The sequence below is a fragment of the Xylanivirga thermophila genome (assembly GCF_004138105.1).
Taxonomy (GTDB): domain Bacteria; phylum Bacillota; class Clostridia; order Caldicoprobacterales; family Xylanivirgaceae; genus Xylanivirga; species Xylanivirga thermophila.
The window spans coordinates 63,438-82,192 of record NZ_RXHQ01000013.1 but is presented as its reverse complement, the minus strand read 5'-3'; the positions used below and the strand labels follow the sequence as shown (position 1 = coordinate 82,192).

Genomic DNA, 18,755 nt, shown 5'->3' with positions numbered 1-18,755 from the left:
TGTCATCCTTTCGTTAGTTGTTTATTATAGTGAATAATATATTAACAGGATGTCATCTTCTTTTCAATTCTTATGGTAATTTATTACTCTAATTCCCTACGGTAACTTTACACTAACATAATAATATTTAAAAAGACTTAATGCAAAATACCATGGAATCCCCAAAAAGCATAGGCCATAAGTCCCAATGTAATAAGCTGTATGGGAAAACCACGGAAGCTAGCAGGTATATCGGTATCATCAATCCTGTTGTTTACATCTGACAACAGTATGGAAACCAGTGTATAACCTACACCTGCAGCCAATGCACTTACAATTAAAGAAACAAAAGAATCAACTTGTGGAACATTTACGAGTACAACACCTAATACAGCTGAATTGCCTATTATGCTATCAATGTTCATTCTACCATGTCTAGCCTTTGTTTTATCAAAAGCCATAACAACTAAATGAGACGTTAGAAATAAAAGCAGAGCAAAGACAATAATAGCCAAATATGATACATCAAAACGTTCTAAAATCCAAGTATATGTGGCATAACTAAGGCTTGATAAAATAAGCATAGCCATGGTCAGTATTATGCCATTCCATAATATCTCAGATTTTTTATTGGAATTATTATCAATTACAGGATATATACCCAATAGTCTTGATAGTACATAATTTTCAGATAGGGTAGCAGCTACTATTATAGATACAATATTCACAATATCACCACTTTCTAATTAAGAATTTCTAAGCTGTTTTCTTACTTTTATAGATAGCAGATATAACTGCCAGCACAAAGCCAAGTGTTATCAGAGCACCAGGAGCAAGAGCCATAGAAGGGATCACAATTCCTAACCATTCCCTTAATGCACCTATAACAACCATTAACAATATAAACTCTATGCTGATCTGTATGGAATTACCTATAGAATAGTCTGTGCCACCCTGAACTAGCTGAATTAAAAGGCATACTATAAAGGTAATTGGTATATAGATACCTAATTGATTGCTAATTTCAGGTAAATAAGCTTGAAATATAAAATGGGTAATGCTTACAAAAAACGCTGAAAAAACTATATAAAAGAGTATAAGCATGTTGTTTGGTGCCTTATTTTTTAATATACCCATTAGGATATTTGTTAAAATAAGCACAATAGAAGTTGCTATTCCCACTGCAAAGCCAGTTTTTATATTTGTAGTAGCCGCTAGTGCAGTACAGACAGCAGCAATAAGGGCAATATTTGTTTTTTTAGTATTAGGTCTGGCCATGCTTATTCACCTCCTTTGATGTGTGCGTTATAATAGTTAATAGCAGCGTTAACACCATCAACTACCCCCTGAGAGCTTATGGTAGCACTTGACAGAGCCTGTATTTCATCGCCATTTTTTGGTTCTTCTTTAACAACCTTTAATTCATTTTGGGTATCTTTTTCCTTAAACCTGTTTGTAAAATCTTCTTTTACTATACCATCTCCCAATCCTTCCGTTTCCTTTTGTGAAAGGATTGTTATACCGGATATCTTTCCATCAATGGTTATCGCAGTTGCGATGGAGAGGGTGCTATATGCCCCTTTAGAATCAGTTTTAATGAGATAGCCTTTAAGTTCATCTCCAGCATATGCTTCATTGACTTCCTTTACAGCTTCGTCTCCGCCTTGTATATCCAAAGGCTTCAAAGAATCTGCATCAGGGATAAGGCTTGCTATATCTAAAATATCCTTATTGTCATCTTTTGGAGCATTTTCTACTATTTTATCACTCAATGAATTATACACTATGCCAGTAACAACGCTACAAGCTACTATAACCAATATTAGTATAATACTCCATTTTGTATTTGTCTTCATTTACTCCACCTCCCCAAATACCTTCGGAATGGTGTGCCGTTCAATCATTGGAACAAACATATTCATTATGAGTATTGAATATGCAACCCCTTCAGGTGTTTGTGCCACTGATCTAAGTATCCATGTTAATATGCCACAACCTATGCCCATTATATATTGCCCTTTTGGTGTCACAGGAGAAGTAGTATAGTCAGTAGCCATGTATATGGCACCTAAAAATAGCCCACCGGAGAATATTTGATATAAGGCGTAGTTAATCGAGAAGGCGTCATTACCAAATAAAAAGGAAAGAATAAAAACTGTACCTATATAAGTTGCAGGTATCTTCCAGGTAATAACGCCTTTATATAATAAATATATACCACCTATAATAAGTGCTAAACAGGATGTTTCGCCTATGGAACCCCCTGTATGTCCTAAGAAAACATTCTTTATTTGTGGTAGACCTACTGATATATTTTTTATTGTTTCTAGCGGCGTGGCTGCAGATACTCCATCCAATGTCCATTTTGCCATACTAGCAGGCCATGTGGCCATTAAAAAAGCCCGAGCTGCAAGAGCCGGATTTAAAAAGTTTCTACCTATGCCGCCAAATACCTGTTTAACTATTATTATGGCAAAAAATCCACCTATTATCGGTATATAATAGGGAACTGTAGGTGGGAGGCAAAAAGCTAATAAAATACCAGTCACGACAGTACTTAGGTCATTTATAGTTGATTGCTTATGAAAAAGTTTTTGCCATATCATTTCACCTAATACACATGCTACAACGGATAATAGGGTTATTATAAGAGCCCTTATACCAAAGAAATAGATGCTTGCAAATAGAGCTGGCATTAAGGCAATGATTACATCCTTCATTATAATTTTCGTAGATATATCTGCATGTATATGAGGTGAGGAACTTTCTATATATTTTTTGCTAGACATTAAATCACCCCTTTGGTGTTACTTATTATTTCTAATTGTTTGTTTTGAATTTCTAATTCTATTTACTATTCTTTGATATGCTGGACATACATATGTGCAGCAACCACATTCTATACAACTAGTTCCTTGAAATTTTTGGAACATTTTCATATTGTCTTGCTTTCCAAATTTATTTAGATAGTTTGGAAGCAAATTCATAGGGCATGCCTGTACACATTTACCACATCTTATGCAACTTGATTCTTCGGGCATGACAGTTTCACGTTTTGTTAAGAACAAGATGCCAGTTGTAGCTTTAGTTATGGGCATGGTAGTGTTAGGCATTGTAACGCCCATCATGGGGCCTCCGCTTATAATTTTTACAGGCTGATCTATAAAGCCACCTGCAGCATCTACCAATCGCTGAAAAGGTGTCCCCACAAATACCCTGAAATTTTGCGGATTTTTAATTGATTTGCCTGTGATAGTTACTATCCTTGAGATGAGGGGTCGCCCCTCAAATATTGCATCATATATGGCAGCCGATGTGCCTACATTTTGTACAATACATCCTACATCTGCAGGCAATTTACCAGTAGGTACTTTTCTGTTGGTAAGGGCATAAATAAGCTGCTTTTCAGAGCCTTGTGGATACTTAGTCTTTACCACTTTAATTTCTATACTACTGGATTCTCCCGCCTTTTTGATAGCTTCCTGCATGGCTAAAATAGCATCCTTTTTATTATCCTCAATAGCTATATAGCCTTTTGCCTCAGGAAACATATGCAAAATTACATTAAGTCCCTTTATTATTTTTTCAGGTTCCTCAAGCATAAGCCTGTGATCACATGTGACATAAGGCTCACACTCACATCCATTTAAGATTATACAGTCTACTTTTTTATCGGCTGGGGGATTTAATTTTAAATGGGTAGGGAATGCAGCACCTCCCATACCTATTATTCCTGCTTGGTGAATAATATCTATTATCTCATCCCGGGATAATAGCTGATAATTTTGGATATTCCATGAAGGTTCAGCCTTTTCATATTTATCATCGTTCTTTACTATTATAGCCGGAATCATTTCTCCCCGTGCATACTTTATTTCTGTTATATCTGTTACTGTGCCAGATACGCTAGAGTGAATAGGTGCACATACTACTGCCTCAGCATCAGCTATTTTTTGACCTACCAATACCCTGTCACCCTTTTTTACAATGGGTTCACAAGGTGCGCCTAGATGTTGCTTTAACAAAAAAACAACGTTTTCTCCAGGTAGAATTTCCACAATGGGTTTGGAGTTTGAAAGTTCCTTATTGTAAGGAAGATGCAATCCATTATCAAAGGTCAGTGTCTCCATAAAACTCCTCCTTTCTATATTGAAACAATAGATGTTATGAAAATAGCAATATACAAAATATATAACCAATATTATAACAAATAAAACTTAATTGTGGTAAAAAAATATGGAATTTTGCTTATATATATTTTTAATACATAACTGTAAGTTTTGACAAAAATATATATAAGTTTTTACACCATATTCATATTTTACACAATTTGTATTGCCATTACATATATAGTATAATAATAGAAAAGGACTATAATAGGCAAATGGTAAAAAATATGTTGTATGAATATGATTAGATGATTTTAAGGTAAAAGTACTTATATATGGGAGCAAAATTTTTTTAGTTAAGACATTTTGCTCCCATATAATTTTAATAGTAAGGGATTATTATACCGCATGCTAGGCGTTTTCCAGAATTGCCTGCTGGCTGAGTTCTATAGTCATCGGGACTTTCATGTATTATTACAGATTTTCCTATAATATCTTGTACTTTGAATCTATTAGTAAAAAAACACATCCCTGTAAAACCGTTGTTAGAAAAGAGCACAGGGAAATCACCTGCATGGTTTCCATGGGGCTGCGCGGTAGGATTCCAGTGTTCACCTGCAGCAGTGAAAGGATTTGTTGGATCTCCTACACTGCAATCTCTATTTTCATGTATGTGAAATCCATGGGGACCTATTTGGGGTTTGCCATCAATACCTGGTCTGTAGGACGGTAGACCATATATACTAGCACAAACATTGGTTCCACCAGGAACATCTTTAAATACAACTGTTCCGGTGATATTAGGTGCCAAAGGGCCTCCCTGGATATATGCTATTGCCATATTGCATGGAGCTCCTCCATACCACATTATTTCTACCTCCTAAATTATATATTTTAATATATAATATGCATATAAGTTGGAAATGGATAATTAAATTTAGAAAAGCTCCAAAAAAATGTTACTATTTTGTCGTGATTTTGTTAAAATATAAATATAAGCAGCTGTTGGTTTTTGAGAAAGGATGAGTAAGCAATGGAAAAAATAAAAGTGGCAGTAGTGGGATATGGAAATGTAGGGAGGATGGCATTAAAGGCAGTACTCGAGGCTCCTGATATGGAACTTGTTGGGCTAGTTAGAAGGGCATCTTCAATACAAAAGTCTCTGCCTAAAGAACTTGAAGGGGTAAAGGTGGTAGATTCTATAGAATCTCTAGGAGATGTAGATGTTGCCATATTGGGCTTGCCAACTAGATCAATTCCAGATGTGGCAAAGGATCTATTATCTAAGGGCATCAATACGGTAGATAGCTATGATATACATAGTAATATATGGGATGTAAAAAATGCGCTAGATAAGGTAGCGAACGAAAATAATGCAGTGTCTATAGTATCTGCTGGTTGGGATCCAGGTAGTGATTCAATAATAAGGACACTTATGAAGGCATTGGCACCTAAAGGTATAACATATACCAATTTTGGGCCTGGTATGAGTATGGGTCATACCGTAGCAGTGAAAGATAAAAAGGGAGTAAGGTCTGCACTATCTATGACAATCCCCATTGGATATGGGGTACATCGTAGGGCAGTATACGTAGAATTGGAAGAAGGTGCTGATTTTAAAGAAGTGGAAGAATCTATAAAAAGCGATCCATATTTTATAAATGATGAAACCATAGTAACGCAGGTTGATGATGTAGACTCACTAATTGATATGGGACATGGTGTGTTGATGGAGCGCAAGGGCGTATCAGGTACAGTACAAAATCAGCGTTTTGAGTTTAAAATGAATATAAATAATCCTGCCCTTACAGGTCAAGTATTGGTATGTGCAGCTAGGGCCACTACAAGGCAAAAGCCTGGTGCATATACAATGATCGAGATACCGGTAATTGATCTAATCTATGGTGACAGGGAGGATATAATAAGGCATTTGGTGTAGAAATATAAAGTGGGAGGGTATATTATAATGTATTATCCAAATCAAAATCGCTATAAGGGCATGAAATACAACAGATGTGGTAAAAGCGGTCTTATGTTGCCTGCCATCTCTTTAGGTTTTTGGCATAATTTTGGCGGTGTTGACGTATTCGAAAATAGCCGTGCCATGGTAAGGAGGGCTTTTGATCTAGGAATAACCCATTTTGATCTAGCTAACAACTATGGACCACCTCCAGGTTCAGCAGAGGAGAACTTTGGAAAAATACTAAAGATGGATCTCGCAAGCTATCGGGATGAAATGATAATCTCTACAAAAGCGGGTTACAGGATGTGGCCAGGGCCTTATGGTGAATGGGGCTCTAGAAAATATTTATTGGCCAGTTTGGATCAGAGTCTAAGGCGAATGGGACTTGAATATGTGGATATATTTTATTCCCACAGGCCAGATCCAGATACACCTATGGAGGAAACTGTAGGGGCTCTAGATTCTGCAGTAAGGCAGGGTAAGGCTTTGTATGTTGGTATATCCTCCTATACTGCTGAGCAAACTAGGGAGGCTATACGCATATTCAAACAATTGGGTACGCCTTTTATCATTCATCAGCCTAGCTATTCCATGTTTAACAGATGGATTGAAGATGATTTGCTCGATGTATTAACAGAAGAGGGCATAGGCAGCATTGCATTTTGTCCACTTGCACAAGGGCTTTTAACCAATAAATACCTATCGGGTATTCCAGCTGATTCCAGAGCAGCCAAATCTACAGGTGCACTTAAAAAGGGCGATATTACAGAAGAGAAGCTGAAAAAGGTAGAACTGTTAAACAAAATAGCTAAAGAGCGTGGTCAATCCCTTGCACAAATGGCCCTTGCGTGGGTGCTGAGGGGCGGAAGAGTGACTTCGGCTTTAATAGGTGCTAGTAAGGTTAATCAAATAGAAGAAAATGTTGCTGCATTGAATAATTTAGAGTTTTCAAAAGAGGAACTTCAAAGGATAGATGAGATACTCCTATAAAGTAAAAGGGCTTGTCAAAGATGGCAAGCCCTTTTGCCATGTTTGGAGCAATATATTTGGTAACAAATGATACAGATTTATTAAAAGGATTTTAATATAATTGATTCAAGGACTTAAGAAAGGGTGAATAGAATTGATAAGAAAGATAGTGAATATAGACGAAGAAAAATGCAATGGATGCGGAATATGTGCACAGGCCTGTCATGAGGGAGCCATAGATATAATAGACGGGAAGGCTAGACTCATGGGAGATGAATATTGTGATGGCTTAGGTGATTGTTTGCCAGAATGTCCTACCGGAGCTATATCCATAATTCAGCGTGAGAGCAAGCCATATGATGAGCAGTCAGTAGAGGATAAGAGAGGGGAGCATGGAGAATCTACCAAAGAACAGGTGGAAGGCATTAAATCAGAACTTATGCAGTGGCCAGTACAGATAAGCTTGATAAATCCGAAAGCGCCGTATTTAAAAGGTGCCGATCTACTCATAGCTGCAGATTGCACAGCATATGCATATGGTGACTTTCATAGAAAGTTTATAAAAGATCGTATAACTCTCATAGGCTGTCCTAAATTAGATGATAATGAATATTATAAGGAAAAGCTAACTGAGATACTTAGTAAAAATGATGTAAATAGTATTACTGTTGCTAGAATGGAGGTACCATGCTGTGGTGGTATTATAAATGCAGTAAGATTTGCAATGCTACAATCGGGTACTATAGTGCCTTATCAGGAAATAGTTATAAATAATCAAGGGGAGATAATTTCCTAAAGTCGGAAGGATTATTTTACTTGAAATTATGGTTAGGCTGTTTAAAGGGCAAATAACGGGATTAATTTCTTAGACAATCCCGTTATTTGCCCTTTAATATACGATTAGTGTGTATTTACACTATCCCAATCTGCAAAAGGTCTATTGTATGAAGTATTATAGCAATCCGTATACATATACTCAGTCTTTATCTTCATTTCCTTAAAACCCAAAGAGGAATAAAATTGCTTCAACTTTTGTATAGTTAGATCTCGCTTTGATTTTGGCATATCATACATGGAATCAAAATTTAGATCATTGGTAATAGGATCAGGGAACAACCCAATATATCGAATCTTTTGATGTAAATAGAGGGGAAGCATATTATAAAATTCTATATATGCAGAAGTTCCTATGCCCATTCCTCTGTATTCAGGTTTTATATAAAATCTGTCAAGATGAAAAATATTTTGCCCATTTCCTTTAAAACAATTGGTTTCTTTGCATAGATTGCGGCAGATATCAAAAGTTTCTTCATTATAAGCCCTTAAAAGTACTATTATCTGTTTTGATCTTTTGTGCAAACAAAATAGTGATAAGTTAAAAAAATGACCATTCATATATCCTATAACTATTGATTTATTAGAAGAATCATTTATACATATATCAGCATGTATAGCCTTTGTATATGGTATAAGTTCATCTCTAACGGCATCTTTTTTGTCTTTAAATACAATGCCCACATTATTATGGGGCAGTTCAGAATCGGTATCGATGAAAATCAATCCTCCTTATATTTTATTGAACTTTCTATCATTTACATATTTTCATCTCCCTTTAAATATATGATATAATACCTAAAGATTTTAATCAATATGACTATAAAGTGAATAAGATGTCCTAAAGATGTTCTATGCCCGAAATTTTCATGAATTTCCTATGAGAGTTTATTATTTCGTGATTTTTCATACTAATAGGTTCATAATATGGATATATATTCTTTATTGATGTATAATGGAATATAGTTATTGAATATTAGAAAGCCTATGGGGAGGCAATAATATGCTTGATATTATTTTATCCAATCAAAGGGAGTATTTTAATAGCGGCGTCACACTTGATTTGGATTTTAGGCGGGAGCAGCTCATAAAACTCAAAGAGATTATAGAGCGAAATGAGGAAGAAATATTAGATGCATTAAAATTCGATTTACACAAATCTCATGAAGAAGGTTATATGACAGAAGTGGGATTTGTGCTTGGGGAGATTGAGCATACAATAAAAAACTTAGAAAAATATGCCATGCCTAAAAAAGTAAAGACTCCAAAGGCATACTTTGGTGCAAAGAGTTATATCTTGCCCGAACCATATGGAGTAGCTCTTATTATAAGCCCTTGGAATTATCCGGTACAGCTCCTTATAAGTCCATTGATAGGAGCTATGGCAGCGGGAAACTGTGCTATTTTAAAGCCGTCGGAGTTATCGCCAAATACTTCTAAAGTCATGGCAAATCTTATAAATAAAAACTTCAATAATAGATATGTATATGCCATAGAAGGGGATGCCAAAGTAGCTCAGCAGCTCCTTAAACAGCGTTTTGATTATATATTCTATACAGGTGGTACGAATGTTGGGAAGATTGTAATGCAAGCGGCAGCTGAAAATCTCACTCCGGTTACATTGGAATTGGGAGGGAAAAGTCCTTGTATAGTTGATAAGGATATAAATATTGAATATGCTGCTAAACGTATTGCATGGGGTAAATTTTTAAATGCGGGACAGACTTGTGTAGCACCCGATTATCTGCTAGTTGACAGGGAAGTTAAATCGCAGCTTGTTGAATCCATAAAAAAAACTTTGATACAGTTTTATGGTAATGATCCAATAGATAGCACGGATTATTGCAGAATAATAAACCATCGCCATTTTGACAGATTGGCATTGTTGTTACAGGATGGTAATATTGTAGCAGGCGGGAGATTAAATCGGGAAAAGCTATATATATCACCTACAATAATTGACGATATATCATTGGACGATCCTGTGATGCAGGATGAGATATTTGGACCAATTTTGCCGGTTATAGAGTATACTGGCTTAAATCAGGCCATAGATATGGTAAATAGTAGGGAGAAACCGTTGGCATTATACTTTTTTTCAAAAGACAAGGAAAAGCAAAGATTTGTACTTGAGCATACATCATCCGGTGGTGTATGCATAAATGACACCATAATCCATATGACTACAAAGTGGCTGCCTTTTGGCGGTGTGGGTATGAGTGGCGTGGGAAAATATCATGGGAAGGCCTCTTTTGATATATTTTCCAATATGAAGAGTGTATTAAAGAATCACTATGTTTTTGATATAGCGCAGAAATATCCCCCATATAAAACGCCTATTTACAAACTTAGGAGACTTATGAAGTTTTTATGATAATTTAGAGCAAAAGGAGATTTTTATACAGCCTAGAAAAACACACACTAAGAAATGCTAAATAATATTTGTTTGAAAATGTACAATTTTATATAAATAGATCCATGATGTAACGACAACATATGAAGGAGAGGTTTGTTAAATTATTGGAAAGGCAGGTAGTTTATGAATCAGCAGGAATTGCAAAAAAAGTATGGTGATGTAAAGGTATATGCAGTAGAGAATGCATATATAAAGGAAATGGATAAAAAGTTCAAATCATATCCTGCCGATGTATACGAAAAATTAATCGGTAGCAATGGGACTTTTATACTTCGCTATAAGGCAGAACTAGATGAGGGTTATAGGCAGATTATACCCTATTGTATGATTGAAAAGAATAGTAAATACTTTGTTACCCAAAGGCTCAAAGGTGATGCTAGGCTGGTGGGTAGGTATTCACTCGGGATAGGTGGACATATGGAAAAGATAGACTATAACGATAATACCGATTTTATACAGAAGGCTTTAAGGCGGGAGATGTATGAGGAAGTATATATAGACGGGAAAATAGATGATATAAAGCTAATCGGTACCATATGTTCAAATGCCACAGCTGTAGATAGGGTGCATTATGGAATGGTATATTTGGCGCATATATCTTCGGGAGATGTAAGGGTAAGGGAAGTTGAAAATCTTAAGGGAAAGTGGATGACCAGGGATGAGTTACTGGGAGAAAAGGATCAATTTGAAGTTTGGTCTCAGATATGCATTGAAAACATTTGATAATAAAATGGCCTTGCGATAAATATTTTTTACAAGGCCATTTTTTAGTGCTGTTTAGATCATAATGGGCTTGCAGTAGAGATTCGGGTATATTGATTGCAGTGGACAAGTTTTTTATCTCCCGCCTCCTGCCTGCCGTCAAAAAACAACCTTTTCTCTTCCAACTCGGGAATGTTTTCTATTGTACCTTCTACATAATCGAGTATACGGCTTTTAGCTGTATCGATACGAGCTAAAACGCCACCATACCTTATATCAAGCACTTCCCAGCCAAAGGGCTTGTTGGTTGTCATCCATTGATCTCTATGGGATATGCGCAAATTATCTACCCTTTTGTACAACTCAGGAAGGACTTCTTCTGCAATATGCCTTAATTCCTCTTTATCATTTTCATCATATAACGTCTTAATATCGCAGCCTAGGTGTGCTTTTATAGCAAGTACTTTTGCCAGGTGATAGGGCATATCAAATAGAAAATTCCACTCGCCATAGGCATTTCTATAGCAGTCCATCCTTTCTGCTATGGTGTCATAGTATTTATCAAGGCCTTCTATTTTTTCCACATGCTTATCAAATAGACCCATTAGAATATCCTGCCATAATAGATATTTAGATGGATTTACAAGTTGGGTGTCGCTGACACCAGGTATGACATCAAATGCCTTGAGCTCATCAAATGATTCATAATGTATACCAGTAGTAAAGTGGAATCTATCCTTAAGTCTATTCATATCAACTTTTTTGTTGTATGCATGTTCAGCGTATAGCTGTAATCCCAAAAGACCAGTAAATAGGTTAGTTTCAGCGCCGTTGTCACCCCACATGGTGGCTATGACTTCATTTATGCCTTCTTTTTTGCAGGCATTTAAAGCAGCATTGGTTGATACTAACATCATATCATGATGGGGCATGATGCCATTCCAGGTCCATAAGCCACCTGCAAACAATATATCATTATGAAATTTTTTATGCATTTTTAAATATGTTGAATAGTCTTCTTCATTTAGATGATAGTAATCCCAGAATACCAATTGTACTTCATTAGGTACTGATTGTATTACATCTTCAGGTATTTTAGCATTTACATCGTAATATTCACCTGCTTTGGAACCTAGCCTAAAATACATGTCGCTCCATATCATGGGCTTTAATCCATGCCTGTTTGCTATTTCCACTACCTTGCTTAAATGTCCATTCATGATATCAAATCTACGTCTGTAACCATTGTTGTCGAGGTATTTTCCAAGGCCTAGATTATGGGCCTCATCCATACCGATGTGTATGCGTTTGCTTCTAAATGGTGCAGATGCAGCAGTTATCATATCTTCTATAAATTTGTATGTCTTTTCATCACCAACTAGGAGTATGTCTGCAGTATCACGGATATCTTCAGCATAATCCCATTTAAGTGCCTGGGTAAGATGGGCCAGTGTCTGTATACAAGGGATGATCTCAATACCAAATATATCGGCATAATCATCACAAGCCTTTAACTCTTCATACGTATATCGCCCTCTCATATATCCAAAGTACGGATATCCTTCTACAGCATAGGTATCTTCGGTATAGAGCATCATACTGTTTAGCCCCATTACAGCAAGTTTATTTATATATTTTTTTATGCTATCCACTGTAAGTACAGCATTACGGGATACATCGAGCATAGGCCCTACTAAATGGAATTGGGGTTCTTCAGTTATTTCGAATGGTTCTGCACCTTCCATGCCCTCTAGGAATAACCCTAAAGCCCTAAAGAAATGGATCTTGTCCCTATAGAATATTTTTCCCTTTCCATCCTGAAATGAAGCACCTAGTTTATTTTCTGCTGTTTTGACTACTTCAACGGGAAATCCATTATCACCTATTTCGAAATTAAACTCTTTGGCAAATATATCAATGCCCTTCTTTAATTCTGCGAGGTTTCCCTCAAAATTAAACTTCATTTCACATCCTCCATCCCTTAATATTTAAATTTATATATATTTTATCACAATTACTTGGAATGTCCAAATATTATAAGTATAAAATGCATATAAAAATTACAAATTTATGTTGTTATGCTTATTCAAACAGGCTATAATTGTGTATGTTGATGTATTTAGGAGGCATGATAGGATATGAAAAGGGAATACAGCCGTTTTACTATATGGGGAAGCTATTATGCTTTCGCCGTAAATGGCATGGCGGTGCTTATAATGGGTGCTATAATGCCGTATATTTCTCAGGAGCACGGGCTAAGATATGACGAAGGGGGAACTTTGTTAGCCTTACAAGCAGTTGGGAATCTATTGTCAAGCATGTCTGGAGGTATTATCTCCGATTATATAGGACGAAAAACTATGCTTATTGTAAGTGCTATATTTTTTATGTGTGGATTTTTGGGTATTGCATTTACATCTACATCATTAATGCTTTATGTATTTGCATTTATATCCGGTATGGGTTGGGGTATTATGAACAGTATGATTAATGCAATCATAAGTGACGTTACAGATGGAGATGCAGGCATATTAAATATGTTGCACATGTTTTTTGGCATAGGAGCCTTTATAGCACCATTTTTAATAGGTGTCTTGGTGAATTTGGATATGAGTTGGCGCTATGGTATATATACATTAGTAGCTTTATCAGCAATAATGCTTTTTATATTTATAAATATGTCAATATCATCTCCTAAGGATGACAGAAAAGAGCAAAAAACGTCATTTGAATTCTTGTCTAATATAAGGTATTTTATCTTCTTAGGTATTTTATTCTTCTATGTAGGTACTGAAAACAGTATAAACGGGTGGTTGGTTACATATCTTGTAGATTCTGGTATTATAAGCGATGCTGCGTCTCAAAATACATTGTCTGCGTTTTGGATAGCAGTAATAATAGGAAGGCTCATAACTGCCTATATATCCTCTAGGGTTTCAAAGGAAAGGATGTTGATGTATTCAAGTATTGGCGGTGCTATATGCTTTGCCCTATTCGTTTTATCAAATAATCCTTATGGGATAATGGGATTTACATTTGCAACTGGCATCTTCATGGCATCAATTTATCCCCTTACCGTTGCAAATGCCAGCTCTATAATAAAGGGATCCGGTTCAGCAAGTGGGATATTATTTGCCATAGGTGGACTAGGTGGAGCTGTTATGCCATATATAAACGGCAAGGTTTCGGAGAGTGCTAATGATATGCGTGTTGGAATGATAACTATAATAGTTTCTGCTGTATTACTTTCTATACTATCTATAATAAATGTGTTTATGGCTAGGAAAAAAGAAAGGGCATAAAAATATATTTATAGGAGGTTTTAGTATGTCACAAAGATTCTTTAAATACAATATTTCTACAGTGCAATCTGCCCAATTTGTAGATATTACCCATGTAGTTGAGCAATCTTTGCTAGAGAGCAAGGTAAAGGAGGGTATTGCCTTTGTATATTGTCCCCATACTACAGCAGGCATTACTATAAATGAAAATGCAGATCCTGATGTGTGCAGGGATATTCTATATGCCCTTGATAAGGCCTATCCTCAATCGGGTAATTATTTGCATATGGAGGGTAATTCACATGCACATGTAAAGGCATCCTCTATGGGTTCTCACTGCAGCGTTATCATATCGGATGGCAGATTGATGCTAGGGACGTGGCAGGGTATATATTTCTGTGAGTTTGATGGTCCACGGGAGAGAGATGTATATGTAAAGATTTTAGAAGGGTAAATGCCAGCAGATTCTAAGTAAAAAATGGTAAATACGAGGAATGTAGATGATTTTTAATATATTTGTAATACATCTGTAATAATTAATAGAGGTATGCTTATATGCCTATACAGCTTGTCTAATGGCCTTTGCAATAAGTTTTTTGCTATGCTAGTATTACTGTAGACGAAAGTAGTGCTAAGGAGGATTGAAAATTGATTTCATTTGACAAGCAAAAATGTGCAAAGACGGTAATATCATTAGGTATATCTTCGATGTTGCTTTTATCTAATACAGCATTTGCCGCGCCGTTATTAAAAGTAGGCAGTAGGGGCAATGAAGTAGCAACATTGCAGCAACAATTGCAGAAGATGAACCTTTTTAATTACAATAGGATAACAGGATATTATGGCAATATTACAAAGGATGCAGTTATAAGATTTCAAAAACAACATGGTCTATCACCTGATGGTATAGTAGGTAAGAATACATATAATGCACTTAGTACATATGATAATGCTAAAAGAAGCGGTTCCACTTCTCAGGGCGTTTTGATAAGAAGGGGCAGCAGGGGAGGAGCTGTAAGTGAATTGCAGCAAATCTTGAAGTCTAAGGGTTATTTAAATGACAAAGTAGATGGTATATTTGGTCGGAATACGGAAAATGCAGTAAAGTCATTTCAGAAGTCCTCAGGTTTAAAGAGCGATGGTATAGTGGGCAAAGCGACCTGGGCAAAGCTAGGATCAAATAATATACCAGCAAGCGGTTCGACTTCATCCAATACATTGATAAGAAGGGGCAGCAGGGGAGGAGCTGTAAGTGAATTGCAGCAAATCTTGAAGTCTAAGGGTTATTTAAATGACAAAGTAGATGGTATATTCGGCCGGAATACGGAAAATGCAGTAAAGTCATTTCAGAAGTCCTCAGGTTTAAAGAGCGATGGTATAGTGGGCAAAGCGACCTGGGCAAAGTTAAAATCAAATACTAGTTCATCCAATAGTAGGGGAAATGATAGAAATAATTCAGCCGTTGTTATGTTGAACTGGTCCCAAGTTAACAGTATTTTCCCTCGTAAAGCCAATGCTAGAGTGATCGATGTAGATACTGGATTGAGTTTTAATATACACAGATATGGTGGTACCCTTCATGCGGATGTAGAACCTGTCACTGCAAAAGATACTGCTATAATGAAAAAGGCATATGGCGGGAGCTGGAGTTGGAGCCGTAGGGCGGTTATAGTAGAAGTAGGGGGAAGGCGTATAGCTGGATCCATGAACGGGATGCCACATGGTGGACAAGATATAAGAAGTAACAACTTTGATGGACAATTTTGTATACACTTTTTAGGCAGTCGGACCCATGGCAGTGATCGAGTAGATGCTGCCCATCAAAATATGATAAAGAAGGCCTCTTTATCAAGATAGAAATTGCTTAAATAAATTTATATTTTTATGATTCAAAGCCTTGTTTTTTAAGACAGGGCTTTGAATTTTTTGGTGGAAGTATATATAATAAATATGTAGAATTTGAGGAGGTGTAAAAAAATGCAAGTTTTAGTATTAATATTAAACAAGGTAGAGTGTATGGAAGATATACTAAAGGGCTTTATCGATGTAGGGATAAAAGGCGCTACCATCGTAGATTCTATGGGCATGGTAAAAGCCCTGGGTGAGGATAATTTGGATAACATACCATTATTCGGATCGATAAAAATGCTTATAAATGAAAGTTATCCATATAACAAAACCATATTTGTAGTTTTGAAGGACGACCAGGTACCTGAGGCTATAGATGTAATAAAAAGCAAGGTAGGAGATTTATCAAAACCTGGTGTAGGTATAGTATTTACATTGCCAATATCATATGTTGAAGGTTTGGCATAATCGTTAGTTAGATGAGGAAGGGAATAATTTATGCACATATTGTACTATTTTTCAATAATATTATTTGCAGGGCTTATAGTTGCGAGAATTTTATCAAAGGTTAAACTACCAAATGTAACTGGATACCTAATTGCAGGGATTTTAATAGGACCTAGTATTATGAAGTTAATACCTAAAGATGCAGCATCTAGTCTTTCTATAATATCGGAGATTGCTTTAGGTTTTATTGCATATGGTATAGGCAGTGAATTCAATATCCGCCATATTAAAAAGATGGGAAAATCTATTATATGGATCACCATATTTGAGGCCCTTGGAGCAGTGGTATTGGTAGATATCTTTATGATCTTTGTATTTAAGCAGTCGGTACCCTTTAGTTTGATGCTGGGTGCTATAGCAGCAGCTACTGCACCGGCAGCAACTATAATGGTTATTAGACAATATAAGGCTAAAGGGCCGGTAGTAAATACACTTTTGCCGGTAGTAGCCATAGATGACGCCGTCGGTATTATAGCATTTGGCATATCCTCTGCGATTGCAAAGATGCTGATGAATCCTAATAAGGATTTTTCTGTTGCAAAGGCCATATTAATACCCATATGGGAGATAATATTTGCCCTTATTATAGGTTTTGTCATAGGTATATTGTTGGCTTATATTTCATCCAAGGCAAAGGGTGAGGATGAGCTCCTTGTTATAACCATAGCAAGTATATTGCTTGCATTGGGTCTTGCAAAACATTTTAATGTTTCTACATTATTAGCATGTATGATGTTGGGGGCAACAATCGCAAACATGGCTCAAAATAGCAATAGACTGTTGTCCATAGTGGATAGGGTTACGCCGCCAATATTTGTAGCGTTTTTTACTTTAGCAGGTGTAGATCTGGACTTAGGAGTTTTGAAAGACGTTGGACTTATAGGCATTGGATATGTCTTTGTACGGGTAATTGGTAAATTCTTTGGTGCATATTTAGGTGCATATATTACCAATGCACCTAAAACTGTGCAGAAGTATCTAGGTTTTACCTTGATACCACAAGCAGGTGTTGCCATCGGTTTATCCATGATAGCAGAGCAGTCTGTGCCAGGGCGTGGAGCTGCTATACGTACCATTATACTGGCTGGTACCGTCATATATGAATTGGTAGGACCGGTTACTACAAAACTTGCCCTTATAAAGGCGGGAGAGATACAGACAGCAGAATAAAGGATAACTATAATAAAATATTATGACTATATAATAAATCATTATTTTCCCTTATGGTCAGCCTGTGTTATAATGCGGAACTAGAATGCTATTAGTATATAGGGAGGTATTATAATGTTAACAACTAAGGAAAAGGCTGATCTAAAGCTGGAAGGCTATATAAAACAGAGGGGAGATAATGATTTTTTTTCTATGCGTATAGTATCCGATGCAGGAAACATGACATCGGAAGATATGATGTCATTGTCGAAAATAGCTTCTAAATATGGCAGGGGATACATGAGCTTTACCACCCGCCTATGTGTTGAAATACCATGGATAAGATATGAAGATATTAACAATATACGCGAGGAGCTCAAAAGGGCAAATTTAGTATCTGGTGGTACGGGAAATAAATTAAGGCCTCTGGTGGCTTGTAAGGGCACTGTATGCGTACATGGTATTTTTGATACTCAGGATGTATGTAGAAGGCTTTATGATAAATATTTTCTAGAGGAAACCCCTGCGAAATTTAAGATAGGATTGGTAGGCTGTCCTAATAATTGTGCCAAGGCATCATTAAATGATCTGGGGATTATGGGTCAAGTGGTTCCAGAGGCAAATGATACAAAATGCACTGGATGTGGTATGTGTGCAAAGTCTTGTAAGATGGGGGCTATAAGGATATATAATAGCAGGGCTATAATAGACTATGATAAATGTATAAACTGTGGTGATTGTATATCTGCCTGTAGAATGAATGCTATTGATATAAAGAAAAGGGGTTTGGCCATATTTGTAGGAGGCAAATTCGGTAAACGATATAGATTGGGTACTAGGCTGGATGGGCTTATAGATGTGAAGGATGCTGAGAAGATAACAGGGGATATAATAGAGTTTTATAGGAAGTATGCAATGGAAAAAGAAAGATTTGGTGATATGCTGGATAGAGTTGGAATACAAAAATTAGAAGAAGTGATTTTTGGGGAGAAATAGAC

The 18,755-nt window shown here is 36.4% G+C and carries 19 protein-coding genes; 11 read left to right on the top strand and 8 right to left on the bottom strand.

Going from position 1 to position 18,755, the window contains the following annotated elements; genetic code table 11:
* Positions 1-137: 137 nt before the first annotated feature.
* From EJN67_RS07750 to EJN67_RS07725, 6 genes are all read right to left on the bottom strand, one after another.
* Positions 138-707 (bottom strand): Rnf-Nqr domain containing protein, encoded by a 570-nt coding sequence (locus tag EJN67_RS07750; RefSeq protein ID WP_165000796.1) that lies wholly within the window; start codon positions 705-707, stop codon positions 138-140.
* Between the two features lie 28 nt (positions 708-735).
* Complete coding sequence (locus tag EJN67_RS07745; protein WP_129723772.1) at positions 736-1,257, bottom strand: Rnf-Nqr domain containing protein; 522 nt, start codon at positions 1,255-1,257, stop codon at positions 736-738.
* 2 nt (positions 1,258-1,259) lie between these two features.
* Entirely contained in the window at positions 1,260-1,835 is a 576-nt protein-coding gene (locus EJN67_RS07740) for an FMN-binding protein (RefSeq protein ID WP_129723771.1), read from the bottom strand.
* Positions 1,836-2,768 (bottom strand): RnfABCDGE type electron transport complex subunit D, encoded by a 933-nt coding sequence (locus tag EJN67_RS07735; RefSeq protein ID WP_129723770.1) that lies wholly within the window; start codon positions 2,766-2,768, stop codon positions 1,836-1,838. It lies immediately after the preceding gene.
* An 18-nt stretch (positions 2,769-2,786) separates the two neighbouring features.
* On the bottom strand, positions 2,787-4,109 hold the full coding sequence (rsxC, locus tag EJN67_RS07730) for an electron transport complex subunit RsxC (RefSeq protein ID WP_129723769.1): 1,323 nt from the start codon (positions 4,107-4,109) through the stop codon (positions 2,787-2,789).
* 361 nt (positions 4,110-4,470) lie between these two features.
* Positions 4,471-4,956 (bottom strand): superoxide dismutase family protein, encoded by a 486-nt coding sequence (locus EJN67_RS07725; RefSeq protein WP_243641255.1) that lies wholly within the window; start codon positions 4,954-4,956, stop codon positions 4,471-4,473.
* A 165-nt stretch (positions 4,957-5,121) separates the two neighbouring features.
* Here EJN67_RS07725 and EJN67_RS07720 point away from each other — a divergent pair, with 165 nt between their 5' ends.
* The 3 genes from EJN67_RS07720 to EJN67_RS07710 all read left to right on the top strand — a co-directional run bounded on the left by EJN67_RS07720 (position 5,122) and on the right by EJN67_RS07710 (position 7,816).
* Positions 5,122-6,027 (top strand): diaminopimelate dehydrogenase, encoded by a 906-nt coding sequence (locus EJN67_RS07720; protein WP_129723768.1) that lies wholly within the window; start codon positions 5,122-5,124, stop codon positions 6,025-6,027.
* A 27-nt stretch (positions 6,028-6,054) separates the two neighbouring features.
* Positions 6,055-7,041, top strand: coding sequence for an L-glyceraldehyde 3-phosphate reductase (gene mgrA / locus EJN67_RS07715; RefSeq protein ID WP_341538800.1), 987 nt, complete (start codon positions 6,055-6,057; stop codon positions 7,039-7,041).
* A 133-nt stretch (positions 7,042-7,174) separates the two neighbouring features.
* Positions 7,175-7,816 (top strand): ATP-binding protein, encoded by a 642-nt coding sequence (locus EJN67_RS07710; RefSeq protein WP_129723767.1) that lies wholly within the window; start codon positions 7,175-7,177, stop codon positions 7,814-7,816.
* Between the two features lie 104 nt (positions 7,817-7,920).
* On the opposite strand, the gene EJN67_RS07705 is transcribed toward EJN67_RS07710, so the two are convergent.
* On the bottom strand, positions 7,921-8,580 hold the full coding sequence (locus tag EJN67_RS07705; protein WP_129723766.1) for a GNAT family N-acetyltransferase: 660 nt from the start codon (positions 8,578-8,580) through the stop codon (positions 7,921-7,923).
* A gap of 277 nt (positions 8,581-8,857) precedes the next feature.
* Here EJN67_RS07705 and EJN67_RS07700 point away from each other — a divergent pair, with 277 nt between their 5' ends.
* Positions 8,858-10,228 (top strand): aldehyde dehydrogenase, encoded by a 1,371-nt coding sequence (locus EJN67_RS07700; protein ID WP_129723765.1) that lies wholly within the window; start codon positions 8,858-8,860, stop codon positions 10,226-10,228.
* 165 nt (positions 10,229-10,393) lie between these two features.
* The gene (locus EJN67_RS07695; RefSeq protein ID WP_129723764.1) at positions 10,394-10,993 is read left to right on the top strand and encodes an NUDIX domain-containing protein; all 600 of its coding nucleotides are present in this window, start codon (positions 10,394-10,396) and stop codon (positions 10,991-10,993) included.
* Between the two features lie 59 nt (positions 10,994-11,052).
* On the opposite strand, the gene EJN67_RS07690 is transcribed toward EJN67_RS07695, so the two are convergent.
* Complete coding sequence (locus EJN67_RS07690; RefSeq protein ID WP_129723763.1) at positions 11,053-12,936, bottom strand: beta-N-acetylhexosaminidase; 1,884 nt, start codon at positions 12,934-12,936, stop codon at positions 11,053-11,055.
* Positions 12,937-13,110: 174 nt separating this feature from the next.
* Between EJN67_RS07690 and EJN67_RS07685 the strand changes: the two genes are divergently transcribed.
* The 6 genes from EJN67_RS07685 to EJN67_RS07660 all read left to right on the top strand — a co-directional run bounded on the left by EJN67_RS07685 (position 13,111) and on the right by EJN67_RS07660 (position 18,753).
* A complete protein-coding gene (locus tag EJN67_RS07685; RefSeq protein WP_129723762.1) occupies positions 13,111-14,274 on the top strand; it encodes an MFS transporter in 1,164 nt (387 codons plus the stop codon).
* Positions 14,275-14,299: 25 nt separating this feature from the next.
* Positions 14,300-14,707, top strand: coding sequence for a secondary thiamine-phosphate synthase enzyme YjbQ (locus tag EJN67_RS07680; RefSeq protein ID WP_129723761.1), 408 nt, complete (start codon positions 14,300-14,302; stop codon positions 14,705-14,707).
* A 194-nt stretch (positions 14,708-14,901) separates the two neighbouring features.
* The gene (locus EJN67_RS07675; protein ID WP_129723760.1) at positions 14,902-16,110 is read left to right on the top strand and encodes a peptidoglycan-binding domain-containing protein; all 1,209 of its coding nucleotides are present in this window, start codon (positions 14,902-14,904) and stop codon (positions 16,108-16,110) included.
* A gap of 120 nt (positions 16,111-16,230) precedes the next feature.
* Positions 16,231-16,569, top strand: coding sequence for a hypothetical protein (locus EJN67_RS07670; RefSeq protein WP_129723759.1), 339 nt, complete (start codon positions 16,231-16,233; stop codon positions 16,567-16,569).
* Positions 16,570-16,599: 30 nt separating this feature from the next.
* Positions 16,600-17,778, top strand: a complete 1,179-nt coding sequence (locus EJN67_RS07665; RefSeq protein ID WP_129723758.1) for a cation:proton antiporter — start codon at positions 16,600-16,602, stop codon at positions 17,776-17,778.
* 114 nt (positions 17,779-17,892) lie between these two features.
* Positions 17,893-18,753: a 4Fe-4S binding protein gene (locus tag EJN67_RS07660; protein ID WP_129723757.1), complete on the top strand. Its 861-nt coding sequence runs from the start codon at positions 17,893-17,895 to the stop codon at positions 18,751-18,753.
* The last annotated feature ends 2 nt before the right edge of the window (positions 18,754-18,755 follow it).